This window comes from Plantactinospora sp. B6F1 (assembly GCF_040120695.1).
GTDB lineage: Bacteria > Actinomycetota > Actinomycetes > Mycobacteriales > Micromonosporaceae > Plantactinospora.
Map to the genome: position 1 here is coordinate 135906 of NZ_JBEEAC010000014.1, position 13792 is coordinate 149697.

The 13792-nt window shown below is 73.9% G+C and carries 12 protein-coding genes and 1 pseudogene; 8 read left to right on the forward strand and 5 right to left on the reverse strand.

The window, feature by feature from the left end; genetic code table 11:
• Positions 1-112 precede the first annotated feature (112 nt).
• Positions 113-1441, reverse strand: coding sequence for a M20/M25/M40 family metallo-hydrolase (locus ABNF97_RS19380; RefSeq protein WP_349339334.1), 1329 nt, complete (start codon positions 1439-1441; stop codon positions 113-115).
• 189 nt (positions 1442-1630) lie between these two features.
• Between ABNF97_RS19380 and ABNF97_RS19385 the strand changes: the two genes are divergently transcribed.
• From ABNF97_RS19385 to ABNF97_RS19395, 3 genes are all read left to right on the forward strand, one after another.
• The gene (locus tag ABNF97_RS19385; protein WP_130463079.1) at positions 1631-2284 is read left to right on the forward strand and encodes a hemerythrin domain-containing protein; all 654 of its coding nucleotides are present in this window, start codon (positions 1631-1633) and stop codon (positions 2282-2284) included.
• A gap of 98 nt (positions 2285-2382) precedes the next feature.
• Positions 2383-3057 (forward strand): ThuA domain-containing protein, encoded by a 675-nt coding sequence (locus tag ABNF97_RS19390; protein ID WP_130463080.1) that lies wholly within the window; start codon positions 2383-2385, stop codon positions 3055-3057.
• Positions 3058-3150: 93 nt separating this feature from the next.
• On the forward strand, positions 3151-4122 hold the full coding sequence (locus tag ABNF97_RS19395) for a LysR substrate-binding domain-containing protein (RefSeq protein ID WP_130463081.1): 972 nt from the start codon (positions 3151-3153) through the stop codon (positions 4120-4122).
• 22 nt (positions 4123-4144) lie between these two features.
• On the opposite strand, the gene ABNF97_RS19400 is transcribed toward ABNF97_RS19395, so the two are convergent.
• Entirely contained in the window at positions 4145-5380 is a 1236-nt protein-coding gene (locus ABNF97_RS19400) for an MFS transporter (protein WP_349339335.1), read from the reverse strand.
• 444 nt (positions 5381-5824) lie between these two features.
• Between ABNF97_RS19400 and ABNF97_RS19405 the strand changes: the two genes are divergently transcribed.
• Positions 5825-6061 carry a hypothetical protein gene (locus ABNF97_RS19405; RefSeq protein ID WP_130463082.1) on the forward strand — a complete coding sequence of 79 codons (237 nt, stop codon included), beginning with the start codon at positions 5825-5827 and terminating at the stop codon, positions 6059-6061.
• Positions 6062-6142: 81 nt separating this feature from the next.
• Here the strand turns inward: ABNF97_RS19405 and ABNF97_RS19410 are convergent, their stop codons facing one another.
• From ABNF97_RS19410 to ABNF97_RS19420, 3 genes are read right to left on the reverse strand one after another with little or no spacing between them, the layout of a single operon-like run.
• Positions 6143-6493 carry a DUF3140 domain-containing protein gene (locus ABNF97_RS19410; RefSeq protein WP_130463083.1) on the reverse strand — a complete coding sequence of 117 codons (351 nt, stop codon included), beginning with the start codon at positions 6491-6493 and terminating at the stop codon, positions 6143-6145.
• Entirely contained in the window at positions 6493-6657 is a 165-nt protein-coding gene (locus ABNF97_RS19415; protein WP_165436724.1) for a hypothetical protein, read from the reverse strand. The genes ABNF97_RS19410 and ABNF97_RS19415 overlap by 1 nt, the downstream gene beginning before the upstream one ends.
• A 41-nt stretch (positions 6658-6698) precedes the next feature.
• Positions 6699-9266 carry an ATP-dependent Clp protease ATP-binding subunit gene (locus tag ABNF97_RS19420; protein WP_349339336.1) on the reverse strand — a complete coding sequence of 856 codons (2568 nt, stop codon included), beginning with the start codon at positions 9264-9266 and terminating at the stop codon, positions 6699-6701.
• Positions 9267-9386: 120 nt separating this feature from the next.
• Between ABNF97_RS19420 and ABNF97_RS19425 the strand changes: the two genes are divergently transcribed.
• The 4 genes and pseudogenes from ABNF97_RS19425 to ABNF97_RS19440 form a co-directional block, all read left to right on the forward strand.
• Positions 9387-9812 (forward strand): PIN domain-containing protein, encoded by a 426-nt coding sequence (locus ABNF97_RS19425; protein ID WP_130463085.1) that lies wholly within the window; start codon positions 9387-9389, stop codon positions 9810-9812.
• A 159-nt stretch (positions 9813-9971) separates the two neighbouring features.
• Complete coding sequence (locus tag ABNF97_RS19430; RefSeq protein ID WP_107259179.1) at positions 9972-10232, forward strand: hypothetical protein; 261 nt, start codon at positions 9972-9974, stop codon at positions 10230-10232.
• A gap of 8 nt (positions 10233-10240) precedes the next feature.
• Complete coding sequence (locus ABNF97_RS19435; RefSeq protein WP_349339337.1) at positions 10241-11107, forward strand: hypothetical protein; 867 nt, start codon at positions 10241-10243, stop codon at positions 11105-11107.
• Positions 11100-13487, forward strand: a pseudogene (locus tag ABNF97_RS19440) (FtsK/SpoIIIE domain-containing protein); the annotation flags it as partial. The gene ABNF97_RS19435 and the pseudogene ABNF97_RS19440, both read left to right, overlap by 8 nt.
• Between the last annotated feature and the right edge of the window lie 305 nt (positions 13488-13792).

Below are 13792 nucleotides of genomic sequence, written 5' to 3' on the forward strand. Positions count from 1 at the left end.
ACCCGCGACAGGGGCCGGGCTCGACGGGCCGGGACTGGGTGGAACCGGAAGTGGATGGATCAACCGGGGAACCGTAGACGAGTGCCGCCGGATGTGCCAGGCGGGCGGGTGGTCAGCTCTGCCGGAGGAACCGGTCGAGTACCCGCACGCCGAACTGTAGTCCGTCGACCGGCACCCGCTCGTCGATGCCGTGGAAGAGCGCGGAAAAGTTCAGGTCGGCGGGGAGCCGCAGCGGCGCGAAGCCGAAGCAGCGGATGCCGAGCTTGGCGAACGCCTTGGCGTCGGTGCCGCCGGAGAGCATGTACGGCACCGGCCGGGCACCCGGGTCCTCGGCCCGCAGCGCCGCCGCCATCGCGTCGACCAGGTCACCGTCGAAAGTGGTCTCCAGCGCCGGCTGCCGCTGGATGTGCTCGATCTCGATGTCCGGCCCGATCACCTCGCGCAGTTGCTCCATCAGCAACTCGGACTGGCCCGGCAGGCTCCGGCAGTCGATGGTGGCGCTGGCCCGGCTGGGGATCACGTTGTCCTTGTAGCCGGCGGCCAGCCGGGTGGGGTTCGCGGTGTTCCGGATCGTCGCGCCGATCAGGTTGGCGATCGGCCCCAGCTTGGCGATCGCCAGCTCCGGGTCGTCCGGGTCGAGTTCGATGCCGAGCGCCTCGGAGACCTGCTCCAGGAAGGCCCGGACGGTCGGGGTGACCACGACCGGGAAGCGGTGCCGGCCGACCCGGGCCACCGCCTCGGCCAGCGCGGTGACCGCGTTGTCGTCGTGCACCATGGAGCCGTGCCCGGGGCGACCCCGGGCGTGCAGCCGCAGCCACTCCAGGCCCTTCTCGGCCGTCTCGATCAGATAGAGCCGCCGGTCCGGGCCGACCGTGTAGGAGAAGCCGCCGACCTCGCCGATCGCCTCGGTGGCGCCCTCCAGCAGCTCGGGGTGCCGGTCGACCAGGAAGTGCGCACCGTACTCGCCACCGGCCTCCTCGTCGGCGGTGAAGGCCAGCACCAGGTCACGGGGCGGGCGTACCCCGGTGCGTCGCCAGTCGCGGACCACCGCGAGCACCATCGCGTCGAAGTCCTTCATGTCGATGGCGCCCCGGCCCCAGAGGTAACCGTCGGCGATCTCGCCGGAGAACGGGTGCACCGACCACTCGCTCGCGTCGGCCGGTACGACGTCGAGGTGCCCGTGCACCAGCAGGGCGCCCCGACCCGGGTCGGTGCCGGGGATCCGGGCGACCAGACTCGTCCGGCCGGGCGCGGACTCGCGCAGATGCGCCTCGACACCGACCTCGGCGAGCTTGGCCGCCACGTACTCCGCGGCGGCCCGCTCGCCGACGGTGGTCTCGGGGTCCCCGGTGTTGGTGCTGTCGATCCGGATCAGGTCCCGGCACAGTTCGACGACCTCGTCGTCGGCGCTCGGCTGGGTGGACACGGGCTGGCTACTCATGCGGTTCTTCATACCAGCCGGGTGGCCCCGGGCGTCCCGCCCCCACCCGGTGTCGGGTTCGCCGGCTGCCCCTGGGCCGCACTGCCCGGGTTTCGCCCTTCGGGCCGGAGGGTACCTGCGGATGTCCGCCACAACAGCGCCGGTCGATGGACGGGCCGGACCGGCGGACCTGGAGTGAGGAGGCCAACCGTGAGCGTGCCACTGCCGCCGCTGCCGCCGACCGGTGACGACGAGGACTATCGGCCCGGCGGGCGCAGCATGGTGGAACTGCTCGCCGAGGAGCACGAGCAGATCGTGGCGCTCTGCGCCGAGCTGACCCACGAGGCCGCACCCGAGCGGCGCAGCCAGGTCGCCGAGGTGCTGACCGCGACCGTCGCCCGGCACCTCTCCGGCGAGGAGCAGTACCTGTACCCGACCGTGCGCAGTGCGCTGCCCGACGGCGGGCGGCTGGCCGACCGGGAGCTGGCGGCGGACGGCGACGTCCTGCGTACGCTGCGGGAACTGGCCGATGCCACCCCGACCGAACCCCGGTTCGCCGAGTTGGCCGACGAGGTCACCGGGCAGTTGCGCCGGCACGCGTCGACCGCCTCGACGGAGATCTTCCCCGCGCTGCGGGCGGCGGCCAGCGACGCCGACCTGATCCGGTTGGGTAACCGGGTGGAGATCGCCGAGGAGGCCGCGCCGACCCGACCGCACCCGGACACCCCGGCGACGCCGCCGTGGAACCGGGTGGTCGAACCCGCGCTCGGCGTGGTCGACAAGGTCCGCGACGCGGTGAGCGGCCGGCCGACCTACGTCGAGGACCTGACCCCACCGACGGCGACGCCACCGACGGCGACCTGATCCTCCGGCGCAGGTGGCATGATCCTGTTCGGCCCGGTGCGGACCCCCGCGCCGGGCCGAGGTGCGTGATGTGACGTGAGGTGGACGGAGGTCGTGTGATGCGAGACGCGCTGGTGGTCCGGGGCGGCTGGGAGGGCCACGTCCCGGTGGCCGCGACGGAGCTGTTCCTCCCGTTCCTCCGGGAGGCGGGCTTCGCCGTCGAGGTCCACGACGACCTGGCCGTCTACGCCGACCCGGACCGGATGGCCGCCGTCGACCTGGTGGTGCAGTGCTGGTCGATCGGGACGATCAGCGACGAGCAGGCGGCCGGCCTGACCGCGGCGGTCCGGGCCGGGACCGGGTTCGCCGGGTGGCACGGCGGGATCGTCGGCGCCTTCCACCACAACGCGTACCACCAGCTCACCGGCGGCGTATTCGTGCACCATCCGCCGGGCTTCCTGGAGCACGAGCTGACGGTGCCGCCGGAGCGGGCCGACCATCCGATCGTCCGGGGCATCGGGACGGTACGGCTGCACACCGAGAAGTACTGGGTGCTGACCGACCCGCTCAACGAGGTACTCGCGACGGTGACCTTCGACCCGGCACCGGCGGCCGAGGCGACGGAACGTACCCCGTGGGACCGGTCGGTCACCCTGCCGGCGGTCTGGACCAGGTCCTGGGGTGCCGGCCGGGTCTTCGTCTCGACGGTCGGGCACAAGCTCGACGACCTGACCCTTCCCGCGATCCGGACGATCACCGAACGAGGGTTGCTCTGGGCCGCCCGTCAGATTTAGATGTCCGTTCGGTCGCAGTTGGGGTTCCTTTGGGGGATCTTTAACTAGTCAAAGGTCTAGCCGTGAATCCCTTTCGGGTCCTACCGTCACGCTATGAACCTGGAGCTGCGGCACCTCAAGGTGGTCTGCGCGATCGCGGAGACGGGCAGCGTGACCAAGGCGGCCTCGACCCTGGGCCTGGCACAACCCGCGCTCACCGCACAGCTCCAGCGCATCGAGCGGACTCTCGGCGGCCCACTGTTCGAGCGGGACCGACGCGGCGCCCGACCGACCGCGCTGGGCGAACTGGTGCTGGCCCGGGCCCGGGTGCTGCTGCCCGCGATGAAGGGTCTGCAGGACGAGGCGGCCCGGCTGGCCGGTACCGGCACCACGATGACCCGGTTCCGGCTCGGCGGGGTGAACAGCCCCATCCTCGGTGGACTGGTGCACCGGCTCGCCGCCGACCAGCCACACGCGCAGATCAGCACCCACGCCTCGTGGTCGGTGGACGAGCTGGCCCAGATGGTGCTCAGCGGCAGGCTCGACTTCGTACTCTCCGGGGTCTGCGGTGACGCCGTCCCGTCGGCGGCGTTCGGGCTGACCTGGCGGGCCGTGGCGGTGGACGCGGTCTTCGTACTGCTGCCGGAGGCGCATCCGCTGGCCGCGACCGACGAGGTGCACCTGGCGGCGCTCGCCGGGGAACGCTGGGCGGCGGCACCCGGCGACGGCTGCTTCGCCGACTGCTTCGTGGCGGCCTGCGCCCGGGCCGGCTTCACCCCGGCGAAGATCTACGAGACCGACATCCGCAGCTGCATCGACCTGGTCGAGGCGGGCGAGGCGGTCGCGCTCGCCCAGGCCACCTTCCGGCCGGTCTCCGGGCTGGTCACCCGCCCGCTGGCGCACACGCCACTGCGTTGGCGGCTGCTGCTCGGCTGGCACCCGGACGCCCCGGCGGCCGGCGTCGCCGACCGGGTACTCGGGCACGCCATCGCCGCCTACACCGCCTCGCTGTCCCGGAACCCGAACTACCTCGCCTGGCTGGCCCGCAACCCGAGCTTCGGACCGCAGAACCTGGCCGCCGCCTGACCGCCCCACCGGCCCGGGGCGGTCAGCCGACGGCGACCCGCCGGGCGAGCCGCCACCAGATCGCGAGCTGGCCGACCGCCAGGACCACCGCGAACGGCAGCAGCGTCCATACCCCGACCCCCTGGGCGATGGCACCGGCCAGCCAGGGGAAGACGGCCCCGCCGATCACGGACACCCCGTTCAGCACGCCCATCGCGGTCGGCACCAGACGGCTGGCCGTCAGCCGGGGCACCATCGCCATCGCGGTCGGGAAGAGCGGCCCGAGGAAGAACCCGAGCAGCACCAGGGCGACGCTGGCCACCGCCGCGACCGGCACCGCCCAGGCGAGCACCGCGCTGACCACCACCCCGACCAGGCAGCCGGCGCTGGTGACGACCGGGGTCAGGCCGGCCCGGCCGGCCAACGGGCTGATCAGGAAGCGCCCGGCGGTCAGGCCCAGCCAGTAGCCGCTGACCGCGTAGCCGGCGAGTACCTCCGACTGGCCGTAGCCGCCGACCAGCAGGCTGAAACCCCAGTTGCCGACGCTGATCTCCAGTCCGACGTAGACGGCGAGGAACACCGCCGCCAACACCACCGCCGGCTGCCGCAGCGCCGCGACCAGCAGTCCTCCGTTGCCGGGCCGGCCGGCCACACCGGCGTCGCGCGACGGGCCGTCGGCCGGTGGCGTGCCGTCGGCGGCCGGCGGGACATCGTCCGCGCCGCGCCCGCGCGGGTACGCCAGCAGGAAGCCGACGAGCAGCGGCAGGGCGGCCAGACCGAGTACCAGCCACACCGCCGGCCACGGCAGCGCGCGGAGCATCCAGGCGGCGAGCGCGGGAGCCAGCAGCGCCCCCACGCCGAAGAACGCGTGCAGGCGGTTCAACAGCGTCGTCGCCCCGGCCAGCTCGCTGAGGTGGGCGTTGAGCACCGACTCCAGTACCCCGATGCCGTAGCCGGCCACCACCTGCACGGCGAGGAACGCCACGAACGGCGGCCGGAGTCCCGTGTAGAGGGCGGCGAGCGCGAAGGCACCGGCGCCGACCGCCAGCGCGACCCGGGTGCCGAGGCGGTCGATCAGGCCGCCGGTGGTGATCCCGGCCAGCAGGAAACCGGCGGAGAAGGTGAAGAAGGTGATCCCGATGGTGGCCTTGTCCACCCCGTAGTCGGCGATCTGGGCCGGCAGCAGCACGCCGCCGACCCCGGCGCTCAGGCCGACCAGGACGAACGCGGCATAGGCCAGCAGGACCACCGGCCGCCGGGCGGCGCGGATGACGGGCAACGGGACTCCTCGGCGACGGGTGGCGGTGGCGATCGACGGGGCGACCGGGCGCCAAGATTACGAGACGGGGTCGCCGCGCGGAAGATCTGCTCGCCCGCTCGCCCGTGGCCGGCGGTATGAGTAAGGCGGGATATACCTCTGTCGATTGCCTCCGGTTACCTTAACCATGCCCTGCCCGACCCAGAACCGCAGGTCGCGGCGACCCCGTGTCGACATCGCCACGGCCGGCGGGGCTGACCCCCGGTCCGGCGGGGCATCGGCCACCGTGCGCCGTCCGGTTCCGGGCCGGACGGCGCACGGGCCGACCCGCGTTCGTCGCGGCTCGGCCGAGAGCGACCCGCATCCGTCGCGGGATGCGTGTCAGCGGGAGCCCGGCGGCAGGCGCGGGTCAGCTACCTCGATCCGACCGGTGCGAACCGGCCCGAAGCGGGTACCGGTACCGGTATGACCGACATGATGCCGCCCGAGGACGACCGGGAGACGGTACGCCGGGTCGCCGCCGCGCACACCGCCGCCTCCCGCGACGTCGAGGCCTTCCTGCGCCGGGTACCGGCGCTGCCGAATCCGGAGGACGTCGCGGAGTACGCGGCGTTGCTGGCCCGGGAGGAGGCGCTGCGCACCGAACGGACCGACGCGGCCGACGCGGCCGGGTTGAACGTCCCGACCATCGGCGGCGCCTGACCCACCCACCCACCCCGCGGACCGGAGACGGCGGGTACGCGCCGACGGCCGGAGCCGTGACGCGCTCGTCGGTCACCCCGCTCAGCGTTCGATCAGCGGATCGTGCCCCAGGTCGAGCAGGGCCCGGCGCCACTGCTCGTCGGTCACGCCGCCGGGCGGCCGGGTGTCGATCAGGTCCTGGATCTCGGCGACCGTCTCCCGCATCAGTTGGATGTCGTCGCCGGTCAGGTCGACCTTCCGCTTGCCGAGGATGGCGAGGATCCGCCGGCCGGGCTCCGGCAGCCCGAGATCCGGGTCGGCGCCGAACGCCTCCTCGCCGGAGCCCTGGGTCAGCAGCCAGCTCCGGAGCTGCTCGGAGGTGACGTTGACGCAGCTGTGGAAGTCCTGCCACAGCTGCTCCACCTCTGGCTCCACCCGTTGCTGTCGGGCCATCACCCCTCCTCCTCGGTCGGCGGCGACGCGGGTCGGGCCGGCTCCTCCCCGGTACCGTCGCGGCCCTGCGGTGGCCGGGGACGCGCCGGACCTGTGGCGGCCGGTGGCCGCAGCACGGCGTCGGTCTTCGCGCTCTTCTCGCGGTTCTCCTCGGGCTGGCTCACGCCGTTCTTCCTCTCCTCCCGACCCTCACCGGGCCGTCGGCTCATCGGCCATGCGTGGCGGTGGCCGGGCTGCGCCCGGGCCGCTTCTCCGCCGACACGTCGAAGGTCAGCTCGCCGTCCCTGGCCCCCACCGTGACCCGCTGCCTCGGTTCCACCGTCCCGTCCAGCAGCATCCGGGAGAGCCGGTTGTCGATCTCCCGCTGGATCGTCCGGCGCAGCGGCCGGGCGCCGAACTGCGGCTCGTAGCCGCGCTCGGCGATCCAGTCCACCCCCTCGGTGGTGAAGTCGACCTCGATGTCCTGGGCGTGCAGCCGGCGGCGGGTCTCGTTCAGCAGCAGCTCGGTGATCTGCCGGAGCTGTTCGGTCTCCAGCCGGCGGAAGATGATCACCTCGTCGACCCGGTTCAGGAACTCGGGGCGGAACTGCTCCTGCAACCGGCGCATCAGCCGGTCCCGCAGCTCGGTGTTCTCCTCCTCGACGGAGTCCCCGGCGCCGCCCCCGAAGCCGAAGCTGCGCTGGGTACCGGTGATCAGCTCGGAGCCGAGATTGCTGGTCATGATCAGTACGCTGTTCCGGAAGTTCACCGTCCGCCCCTGGCTGTCGGTGAGCCGCCCGTCGTCGAGCACCTGCAACAGGATGTTGAAGACGTCCGGGTGCGCCTTCTCGATCTCGTCGAGCAGCACCACCGCGTAGGGCCGGCGCCGGACCGCCTCGGTGAGCTGCCCCGCCTCCTCGTACCCCACGTAGCCGGGCGGGGCACCGACCAGCCGGCTCACCGTGTGCCGCTCCTGGAACTCGCTCATGTCCAGCCGGATCATCCGGTCCTGCTCGCCGAAGAGTGCCTCGGCCAGCGCCCGGGCCAGCTCGGTCTTGCCCACCCCGGTCGGGCCGAGGAAGAGGAAACTGCCCATCGGCCGGTCCGGGTCGGCCAGTCCGGTACGGGACCGCCGCACCGCCTCGGCGACCGCGCTGACCGCGTCGTCCTGGCCGACCACCCGCTCGTGCAGGTGTCCCTCCAGGCGCAGCAGCCGGTCCCGCTCCTCCTCGGTGAGCTGGCTGACCGGGATCCCGGTGGCCCGGGAGACCACCTCGGCGATCTCCTGCGTCCCCACCTCGGGGACCGCCGGCTGGTCGCCGTTGCCGTTCGCCACGTCCAGCCGCTCGCGTACCTCGTGCAACCGGTCGCGCAGCTCGGAGGCGCGCTCGTACTGTTCGTCGGCGACCGCCTGGTCCTTCTCCCGGAGCACCTCCTCCAGTTCCCGCTCCAGTTCCCGTACGTCGCCGGCGGGTGTCCGGGTGCGCAGCCGTACCCGGGCACCGGCCTGGTCGATCAGGTCGATCGCCTTGTCCGGCAGGAACCGGTCCGTGACGTACCGGTCGGAGAGTTCGGCGGCGGCGACCAGCGCCTCGTCGGTGAACCGGACCTGGTGGTGCGCCTCGTAGCGGTCCCGCAGCCCGCGCAGGATGGCGACGGTGTCGTCCACCGTGGGCTCCGGTACCAGCACCGGCTGGAACCGCCGGGCCAGCGCGGCGTCCTTCTCGATGTTGCGGCGGTACTCGTTCAGCGTGGTGGCGCCCAGCACCCGCATGTCGCCGCGGGCCAGCGCCGGCTTGAGCATGTTGCTGGCGTCCATCCCGCCCTCGGCGCCGGCACCGCCCGCGCCGACCAGGGTGTGCAGCTCGTCGAGGAAGATGATCAGTTCGTCGCCGTGTGCCCGGATCTCGTCGATCAGCTTCTTCAGCCGCTCCTCGAAGTCACCCCGGTAGCGGGTGCCGGCGACCAGTCGGGCCAGGTCGAGCTGGACGACCCGCTTGCCGATCAGCGTCTGCGGCACGTCCCCGTCGGCGATCCGCTCGGCAAGCCCCTCGACGATCGCGGTCTTGCCCACCCCGGCCTCGCCGATCAGCACCGGGTTGTTCTTGGTACGCCGGGACAGGATCTCCACCGTCTGTTCGATCTCGTCCGACCGGCCGATCACCGGGTCGATCTCGTCGGCCCGGGCCAGGTCGGTGAGGTCCTGGCCGTACTGGTCGAGGGTGGGGGTGCCGCGGTCGGGCTTGCCGCCGCCGTTGCCGCCACCGCTGGCGCTGGCCGCCTGCAACGACTGCGGCTGGATCCGGCCGGCGGCCAGCATTCGGCCGGCCGGCGACTCCGGGTTCAGCGGCAGGGCCATCAGGATGTGCTCGGGCCCGATGTACGAGGCGCCCATCGCCCGGGAGAGTTGGTGCGCGTCGAGCAGTGCCCGCTTCGCCGCCGGGGTGAGCGACATGTTCGACGGTACCTGGCCGTGCTTGGCCGGGCGTTCGATCCGCTGCTCGCCGCCGAGCGCGCCGAGCAGCGCCTCCGGGTCGGCGCCGGCCCGGCCGATCAGGTCACGCAGGGGTTCCCGTTGCAGGGCCGCCCAGAGCAGGTGGTCGGTGTCCAGGTCACTGCTGTTCGCCTGTGCCGCCCGGCGCGCCGCGTCCGCCAGCATCTCCCGGGCGTCCGCGGTCATCAGCCTGGTGATGTCCACCCGCTGCCCCTGCCGGCGGCTTTCTCCCCGGCCGAAGTACCGGGCGAGGAACTCGTCCCACGGATCCGGGCCGAAGTCGCCGGGTCCCTGCGTCATCTCATGTCCCCCTCACGGGCGCGGGCACTGGCGTTGTCTGGCCTACCCGGCGGAAGGCCCGACAAACGCGGCGTAAGCACCTGCCGCACCCCTAGGCGACCCGGGTGGCAGGCTGGACGGATGGCAACCGAACCGCTCGTCGTCGTGGACGCCGCCAACGTGGTCGGATCCCGGCCGGACGGCTGGTGGCGGGACCGGGCCGGGGCCACCGCACGGCTACGGGACCGGCTCGCGCCGGTCGACCGGCGGGGCCTGCCCGGACTCGCCCCGCCGGTCGCGGTGGTGCTGGTGGTGGAGGGCGCTGCCCGCCGGGTGGCGCCGGTCGAGGGGGTCCGGGTCGTCGCGGCGCCCGGCTCCGGCGACGACGCCATCGTCGACCTGGTCGCGGCGGAGGGCATCGGCCGGAGCTGTGTGGTGGTCACCGCCGACCGGGCGCTGCGGGACCGCGTCACCGCGCTCGGTGCCGAGGTACGCGGACCGCGCTGGCTCAGCGCAGACACTGACGCGCCGCACCACCAGTCAACTGTCGGAGATCCGACTGAGTAGTCGTCCGGTGACGCAAAGTGGGAGGAAGGCCGGCGTACGGCCGCCGCCGACCGGACCAGCGGGGAACGGACAGCCGGGCAGCAAATGCGCAGGGCGCCGCAGAGCGCCGGTCGGGATAAGCTCTAATTAGAGCCCTCCCCGCCCCCAGGAGGTTTCGTCGTGGCGAGTGTCGCCGAGCTGAAAGCGGCCATCGATGCCGCACTGCAGCAGATCGGCGACGGCCAGGCCGCGGTGCAGGCCGCCAGCGACAAGCTCGCCGAGGCGCAGCAGACCCTGGCCGGAGCGCTGGAGGGCAGTGGACACTCCACTGTCGACGCCGCACAGGCGTCGCTCTCCCAGGCCGCCCAGGAGTTGGAGGAGTGCCTCGCGGCGACGCTCGCCGCCGTCGAACATGCCCAACTCTACGTCTCGACGCTGTAGAGCAGCGGATGTCCATCATCGAGGAGCTCGGCGCGCAGGTCCGGGCCGCCGCCGACGAGCTGCCGGTCGAGCTGGTGATCAAGGCACTCGACCACCTGAAACTCGCCTCCGAGCGGCTGCGTTGGGTCCGCCAGGAGTCGGCCGACCCGATGGGCGTACCGGAACTGTCGGCGGCCACCGAGCACCTGGAGACGGCCGGGCACGCGCTGCGGCTCGCCCAGGAGCAGGTCGCGACGTACCTGGCCGCGATCGGGCTGGGCCGGGACGGACCACCCGCCGCCGGCGCGCAGCGACCGGCCGCCCGCCCCGGCGCCCGGGGCCCGACCGACTCGTCCGGGCCGGTCCGGCGGGCCGCTCCCGCCGCCACCGGCGGCTGGTGGTCGGTTCGGGTGGCCGAGCTGTTCGACCGGCCGGACACCCCGGCACCGGAGCCGGACCGCGAGATCACCGACGCCGAGGAGCTGCTCCGCCGGGTGACCAGCGGGGTCCGCTCCGGCGACCGGACCCGGTTGCACACCGAACTGCGCGCGGTGGAGGCGAACGTCGGGCTGGGACTCGCCTCGGTCGCCCCGCCGATGCTGCGGGACCTCGCCACCGAGCTGCTCGGCCACCCGCCCCGGGCCGCGGACCTGCCGCGACTGCGCCGCGAGGTCACCGGGCAGGTGCGGGATCTGGTGCCCAACCTGCCGCCGGGGGTAATCGACACGCTGCTCAGTCGGGTCTGCCGGATGCCGCCGCCGAAGGAGCCGGTCGAGCAGCCACATCCGGCCGATCCGGCGGTCGCCGCAGGGGTCCTCACCGGACTGCTGATGCGCCGGCTCGGCCTCGACCAGCGCCCCGTCACCGCTCGCGCACCCCGGGACACCCATGCCTGACCTACGGACCCAGCTCGTCGACCGGGTCCGCACCATGCTGTCGCACGCCCTGGGTGCGTCCCGGGCCCGGCTCACGGCGGCGCGGACCGAACTCGGCAGCGCGCAGGACCGGCTGCGCCGGGTGCGGGAGGCGGCCGCCCGGGTCCCCGCCCGGGTCGGCGCGGAACGGGACCGCCGGGTGACCGAGCTCTCCGACCGGTACGGGGCGGAGATCAGCCGCCTCGCCTCCCGGGCCGCCGGGGCCGCCGGCCGGGAGGCGCCCGGTGCCGCGGGTACGGAGTGGACGGTCTGGCGCCCCACCCCGGTGGTCCGGGGCGAGGTGCCGGGACCGCTGCGGATCGGCACCGTCCGGCTGCCCGGCAGCGTCGCCGTACCCGCGCTGGTGCCGCTGCTCGACGCCGGCCACGTACACCTGTCCGGGGCCGACCGGGGCGGCTGTGACGCGGTGGTCGCCGCACTGCTGCTGCGGGCCCTGGGCCGGGCCGATCCGGGCGCGCTCCGGCTGGTCGGCTACGACCCGGAGCATCTCGGCGGCGGCCTGGCCGGCTTCGCCCCGCTCTCCACCGCCGGCCTGCTGACCTTCGTCGGCCCGGGCGGCCTGGCCCGGCTCCTCGACGACCTCGTCGACCAGATCCGTCGGATCAACGAGACGGTGCTGGCCGGCGAGTACGCCTCGCTGCGCGAACTCGCCGCGGCCACCGGCCGCCGTCCCGAGCCGTGGCGGGTCGCGGTGCTGCTCGGCGGCGACGAACTGTCCCGGCACGAGCGGGGCCAGCTCGACCGGGTGGCCCGGACCGGCGCCGCCTGCGGCGTGCACCTGGTGGTACGCGGCATCGAGCTGCCCGACGAGCCGGACGTGCACCGGGTGGTGGCCGACGGTGGTAGCGCCCGGCTGGACGGCAGCCCCGACCTGCCGGTACGCCTCGACCCGTCACCGCCGGCCGCCCTGGTCACCGAGACCTGCCGGGAGGTGGCGACCCGGGTCAACGCCGGCCCACCGCCGACGCCCTTCACCGACCTGCTCCCGCCGGCCGACCAGATGTGGCGGGAGGACTCGGCCGCCGGTCTGGTCGCGCCGATCGGGGACGGTCCGCACGGCCGGCCGGTGACGCTGACCCTGGGTGACTACCCTCCGCACGCGCTGATCGGCGGCCCGTCCGGCACCGGCAAGACCAACCTGATCTTCGCCTGGATCGGCTCGCTCGCCGCCCGGTACTCCCCCACGGAGCTGGAGTTCTATCTGCTCGACTTCAAGGAGGGGGTGTCGTTCGCCCGGTTCGCGCAGGGCCGCCGCGACCCGAGCTGGCTGCCGCACATGCGGCTGGTCGGGATCAACGTCAACACCGACCGGGAGTTCGGGCTGGCCCTGCTGCGGTTCCTCGCCGAGGAGCTGCGTCGCCGGGCCGACGCGGCCAAGCGGCACGAGGTGACCAAGCTGGCCGAGCTGCGCGCGGTGGACCCGACCGGCCGCTGGCCGAGGATCGTGGCGGTGGTCGACGAGTTCCAGATGCTGCTCGCCGGCCGGGACGCGGTCGCCCGGGAGGCGGCCGACCTGCTGGAGGACCTGGCCCGGCGGGGCCGCTCCCAGGGCATCCACCTGGTGCTGGCCTCGCAGGACGTCCGGGGCATCGAGGCGCTGTGGGGCCGGCCGGCGCTGGTCGCCCAGTTCACCCTGCGGATCGCGCTGCCCAAGGCGCTGCGCATCCTGGCCGAGCGCAACGACGCCGCGCAGATCCTGCCCCGGCACCACGCGATCGTCAACGCCGAGTCGGGGATGTCCGAGGGCAACCAGGTGGCCCGGATCCCGGCGGCCAGCGACTGGGGTACCTGGAGCGACCTGCAGCACCGGCTGTGGCGGATGCGGCCACCGGACGCGGCGCCGGCCCGGCTCTTCGACGGCGACGCGATTCCCCGGCTGGAGGAGGCACCCGACTTCGTCGCGTTACGCCCACCGGGCGAGCCGGCCCCGGTCGGCGGACTGCCGGACCGCGCCGGACGGACGACCACGGGCGGGCCGTCGGCGGCCGGCGGTGCGATCTGGCCGGCCGGGATAGCGCCGCAGCGGGTCTCGGTGCCGAACGGCGGCACCCCGGCCCAGGTCGGCGCCGACCGGACCGGCGGCACCGACCGGACCGGTGCGGGGGCTCGTGGTCCGGTGGCGCTGCTCGGCGAGATCATCGACGTTCAGGCGCGTTCGGCCGGAATGCGGCTGCCCCGGGCACCGGGCCGGAACCTGGCCGTACTCGGCACCGGCGTGGACGAGGCCTGCGCGGTGCTGGACGCGGCGGCCCGGTCGCTGCGTCGGCAGCACCTGCCCGGCACCGCCCGGTTCTCCATCGCCTGCCTGGACCCGGACGCCGACACCGCCGCCCGGTCGCTCTACGAGGCGCTCGGCGCCGACGCCGCCTGGTACTCCGAGGACGACATCGGCGAGCTTATGGCCGAGACCGCGGACGGGCTGGGATCCGGCGGCGCGCCGGGCGAGCCGCACTACCTGCTGCTCTACGCCGTCGACGCGGCAGCCGGCCAGCTCGGCAACACGATCGGGAGGCGATCCGGGCTGGAGCACCTGCGGCACGTGCTGCACAACGGGCCGGAGCGGCGCACCCACACCCTCGCCTGGTGGCGGGGGGTGGCCCGGATGCGGGCGGACCTCGGCGGCCCGGCGTCGCGTACCGACCAGAT

Bases quoted from the DNA above. Each gene is read 5' to 3' on its own strand.
- ABNF97_RS19380 (WP_349339334.1), bottom strand. From the start codon at position 1,441: ATGAGTAGCCAGCCCGTGTCCACCCAGCCGAGCGCCGACGACGAGGTC.
- ABNF97_RS19390 (WP_130463080.1), top strand. From the start codon at position 2,383: ATGCGAGACGCGCTGGTGGTCCGGGGCGGCTGGGAGGGCCACGTCCCG.
- ABNF97_RS19395 (WP_130463081.1), top strand. From the start codon at position 3,151: ATGAACCTGGAGCTGCGGCACCTCAAGGTGGTCTGCGCGATCGCGGAG.
- ABNF97_RS19405 (WP_130463082.1), top strand. From the start codon at position 5,825: ATGACCGACATGATGCCGCCCGAGGACGACCGGGAGACGGTACGCCGG.
- ABNF97_RS19410 (WP_130463083.1), bottom strand. From the start codon at position 6,493: ATGGCCCGACAGCAACGGGTGGAGCCAGAGGTGGAGCAGCTGTGGCAG.
- ABNF97_RS19420 (WP_349339336.1), bottom strand. From the start codon at position 9,266: ATGACGCAGGGACCCGGCGACTTCGGCCCGGATCCGTGGGACGAGTTC.
- ABNF97_RS19425 (WP_130463085.1), top strand. From the start codon at position 9,387: ATGGCAACCGAACCGCTCGTCGTCGTGGACGCCGCCAACGTGGTCGGA.
- ABNF97_RS19435 (WP_349339337.1), top strand. From the start codon at position 10,241: ATGTCCATCATCGAGGAGCTCGGCGCGCAGGTCCGGGCCGCCGCCGAC.